Raw genomic sequence first — 3,975 nt, forward strand, 5'->3', positions numbered from 1 at the left:
TAAAAGGCGGATTAAAATTTAGCGCTGCGGATGAAACTTTAAATTACGGCGGAAAAAGCGTTAAATTTTATGAAGCGTTAAATTTACGAAGCATATAGAATATTATCCAAGAATTTTATAGTAGCGGAAAGTATTTTAGGATAAAGCAGGCGTAGGTTGGATGATTTTGTGAATACTAGCAGGTGCACTGTTTGTGCGCCGCAGCAAAGTATTTTTGCAAAATCATCCGTTAAATTTTAGAAAATTTCCCAAAGATCAGCTTACCAATCTCGTTGCATCTTGGATATTGATATTTAGTCCAAGCTGCTCGTTACTTAGCCCAAGAGCAAGCCCTACCAGCTGAGATAGGTGGATGATCGGCTTTCTTGCTTTGGAGTTCATCGCTTCTTGGTATCGCTCCTGATAGATATCTAACTGCATCTGGCATAGCGGACAAGGGGTAACTACGACGTCCGCTCCGTGCTCGGCAGCGTCATTTACGATCTCACTTGACATTTTAGATACCGATTTTACCGCTGGATAGCTAGCGTGAAAGCCGCAGCAATCAAGGCGTTTTTCAAAAGGCACGATCTGAGCACCAAGTGCGCTAACTACCGCTTCAAAGCTTTTCGGATTGGTCGAGCTTTCTTTTTTAAGCTCGCGCTCCGGTCTTAATGAGTGGCAGCCGTAAAATAGCGCTACTTTTAAATTTGTTAGCGGTCTAACGACTTTAGCTTTTAACGTGTCTAAGCTTTGATATAGCACCCAAAGCAAGCTCGTTATCTCGGTGCTTCCCTGATACTGCATACCGCCCTCTTTTAAAAAGGTATTGATATAGCTTTTAGCACCCTTATCCAAAGTTAGCTTTGCTTTAGTTAGAGTTAGCATACAGGTGGAGCAGGTAGTTAGCAGAGGCATATTCATACCCTCGGCTAGCGCGATGTTTCTAGCATTGGCTACCAAGCTTGCCATGGGATCGACGCATTGAGCTTGACTAGCCCCGCAGCAGCTCCAGCCCTTTATCTCGTGAAGTTTAATACCCAGTACCGGAGCGATCGCTTCAAGTGAAATTTTAGACTCCTTTGCGGCTTGACTTAAAACGCAACCCGGGAAAAATGCAAATTCGTTATTCATCCTCTCCTCCTTATTCTATCTCGCCGCTAGCTTGAGCCTTACGTGCGGCCTCTATCATCTTAACGAGCTGCGCATGTCCCTCGATCTCCTCTTCGCCGAAAGCATGAAGAGGATTCATCTTACCCGCCATCATCAAATTTGCCGCTACATCCATCTTGCCCATATTTGCAAATACGCCTTCGCTTCTTAAAGCAAGCTTGATCTCGTTTAACCTTCCGCTTCCCTCTACGATATCTAGCAAGAACGCCTCGGCATGACCAGGACCGCTTCCTGCAGTTAAGCCCTTTTTCATCGCTAGGGCGCGAAGTGCGGTGATGTCGCTTTGGGCGCTTATGCCTTTAGGGCAGCGATCGGCACACTCTTGGCAGTGCACGCATAACCATAATCCGTTTAGCACCGCAGGCTTTAGATGAGGCATAGCGTCCCTGCTTCTTGAATCAAACGCGGCGCGGTTAGCATGCGTAAAAACAAAAGGTTGCATATAATCGCTCGCATCGGCTCCAAGCTTATTGCATTCGCTAGCGCAGCAGCCGCAAAGTATGCAATCCCACTGCTTTTTGACGCGCTCCATCTGCTCGGGGCTTTGCTTACAGCCCTTATCGGCGCTAAATTCTTTCTTAGGCGTAATGGTCGGTTTGATCTTCCTTAAATTCTCGATACTAGGCTCCCAATCCACCACTAGATCCGAAATCACTCGGAAATTATTTAGCGGCGAGATCGTAAAGTTATCCGGGTTCTCATACTCCGCAAGCAGAGCCTCCATCTTGGTATCGCAGGCAAGATATGAGTGCCCGTTTACCCTCACGGCACAAGCTCCGCATATCGCCATACGGCACGCTGCGGTAAAATTTAAAGTGATGTCTAAATTTTGCTTAATAAACTGCAAAACTCCAAGCAGGGTCTTTCCTTTGATCTGCTCTAAACTAAGCTCGTAGGCTTGCTTATAATTTTTGCTTCCGTCGAAGCGGTCTATGATAAATTTCATTGAGGTTTCCTTCCGTCAAGAGAGAATTCCGTAACGACGACCTCTTTGTAGCCCAAGCTTAGCTCTCCTGCGTCGTTCATCGTCACGATACTGTGCTTTAAGAAATTTTTATCGTCGCGCTTCGGATAGTCCTCTCTGGTATGCGCGCCGCGGCTTTCCAGCCTCTTTTGCGCAGCCAAACACGCACAGCGCGCAAGCAGGATTAAATTTCCAAGCTCGACGTAGTCGGTAAATGCGGTATTCATAACCGGATTTGCATCCGCGACGTGCAGCTCGTCGTAGCGCGCTCTGATATCCTCTAAATTTTGCGAAAGCAGATCTAGCTTCTCGCCGGTTCTAAAGATACCCATATTATCCCAAAGCTGCGCGCCTAGCTCTTCGCGCAACTCATACATCTCATTTGCCTTGCCCGAGCCGTTTGCGATCTGCTTAAATTTAGCCTGCCATTTTTGCGCGAGCTCGCTCGCTCTTTTACCGTCACCGAAGCCGCTTTGTTTTGCAGCATAATCCGCTGCGCCGAGCCCTGCAAGCTTGCCCGTTACGACAGCGTCGGTTAAAGAATTTCCGCCCAAGCGGTTTGCGCCGTGAATCGAGATACAAGACGCTTCGCCCGCGGTATAAAGCCCCGAAATTTTAGTGCTCATATCGTCAAATTTTGCGACTTCGATGCCGCCCATCGAGTAATGAGCGGTAGGACGAATCGGAATCGGCTCCTCGATCAGATCAATGCCCTCAAATAAAATGGCGGTGTGTCTGATCTTAGGAAGGGCTTTTAAAATTTTATCTTTTCCGAGATGCCTTACATCAAGTAGCACGTATGCGCCTAGCCCCTCGCCGTATCCCCTGCCCTCGCGGATCTCGGTTTCGATCGCGCGAGCTACGACATCGCGCGGCGCAAGCTCCATCTTTTCGTGGTAATTTTTCATAAAGCGCTCGCCTTTGTTGTTGAGCAGATATCCGCCCTCGCCTCGCGCAGCTTCGGTAATGAGCGCGCCGCCGCTTTTGATGCCTGTGGGATGAAACTGCACCATCTCGGGATCGCTAAATCCAAGACCTGCGCGCAGCGCCGCCGCGATGCCGTCGCCGGTAGCTATATAAGGCACCGAGGTGCGGTTGTAAAATATCCTCGTATATCCGCCCGTAGCGATTACCAAGGCTTTGCAAAGCACGGGATAAAAATCGCCGGTTTGGATATTTCGAAGCACGACGCCCTCGCATTTGCCCTCAGGCGCGCTGATCTCAAGCAGCTCGTGATCAATTAGAAATTTCACGCCGTTGCTGACCGCATCGTCAAAACAAGCGTGCATCAAGATATGACCCGTCTTATCGGCGGAGTAGTTGCATCTTTTTTTAGACGCGCCGCCCATAAAGCGCTGCGCTACGCCGCCAGGGACGCCGCTTTCTTTGCCATCCACGCCGCCGCTAGCATTTCTGGAAAACAGCGTGCCAATATAATCCATCTCGGCAATCGTAGGGCCCGCAAGCTCGCAAAATTTAATCGCGGCGTCCTGATCTACAAGATATGCGCCGCCTTTTACGGTGTCGTAGGCGTGAAGTTTGTATGAATCGCCGCCACTGAAACTCGTAACGCCGTTGATACCGCCTTCCGCCATACAGGTGGCGTTGCGCGAAGGCATCATCTTCGTAGCTACGACGACGCTAAGATTTGGATTACTCTTTCTTACCGCTACGGCTGCACGCAGACCCGCGCCTCCCGAGCCGATGATAAGTACGTCCACACTAGGAAGGCCGCCTTCGTTGCCGCCGTCTGCGCTTTTACTCTTGTCGGTATCCACGCAGCCGCTAAGGCTAAGTGCGCCGACGCCGATACAGGCCGATTTCAAAAAATCGCGTCTGTTGAAATTGGATTCATTCAT

General features: G+C 49.4%; 3 protein-coding genes. All 3 read right to left on the reverse strand.

What is annotated here, in order from left to right; genetic code table 11:
* Positions 1-255: 255 nt before the first annotated feature.
* On the reverse strand, positions 256-1,113 hold the full coding sequence (gene sdhE, locus Q0537_RS08490; protein WP_297896025.1) for an 8-methylmenaquinol:fumarate reductase membrane anchor subunit: 858 nt from the start codon (positions 1,111-1,113) through the stop codon (positions 256-258).
* Between the two features lie 10 nt (positions 1,114-1,123).
* A complete protein-coding gene (gene sdhB, locus Q0537_RS08495) occupies positions 1,124-2,098 on the reverse strand; it encodes an 8-methylmenaquinol:fumarate reductase iron-sulfur subunit (protein ID WP_299227101.1) in 975 nt (324 codons plus the stop codon).
* Positions 2,095-3,975: 8-methylmenaquinol:fumarate reductase flavoprotein subunit (sdhA, locus tag Q0537_RS08500; RefSeq protein WP_299227103.1), on the reverse strand; the 1,881-nt coding region annotated here is incomplete at its 5' end. The genes sdhA and sdhB, both read right to left, overlap by 4 nt.

The organism is uncultured Campylobacter sp. (assembly GCF_938017775.1).
In the GTDB taxonomy this organism is placed as follows: Bacteria; Campylobacterota; Campylobacteria; order Campylobacterales; family Campylobacteraceae; genus Campylobacter_B.

What these genes read in the sequence shown, in the direction of transcription:
- sdhE (WP_297896025.1), bottom strand. Translation starts at nt 1,113, where the DNA reads ATGAATAACGAATTTGCATTTTTCCCGGGTTGCGTTTTAAGTCAAGCC.
- sdhB (WP_299227101.1), bottom strand. Translation starts at nt 2,098, where the DNA reads ATGAAATTTATCATAGACCGCTTCGACGGAAGCAAAAATTATAAGCAA.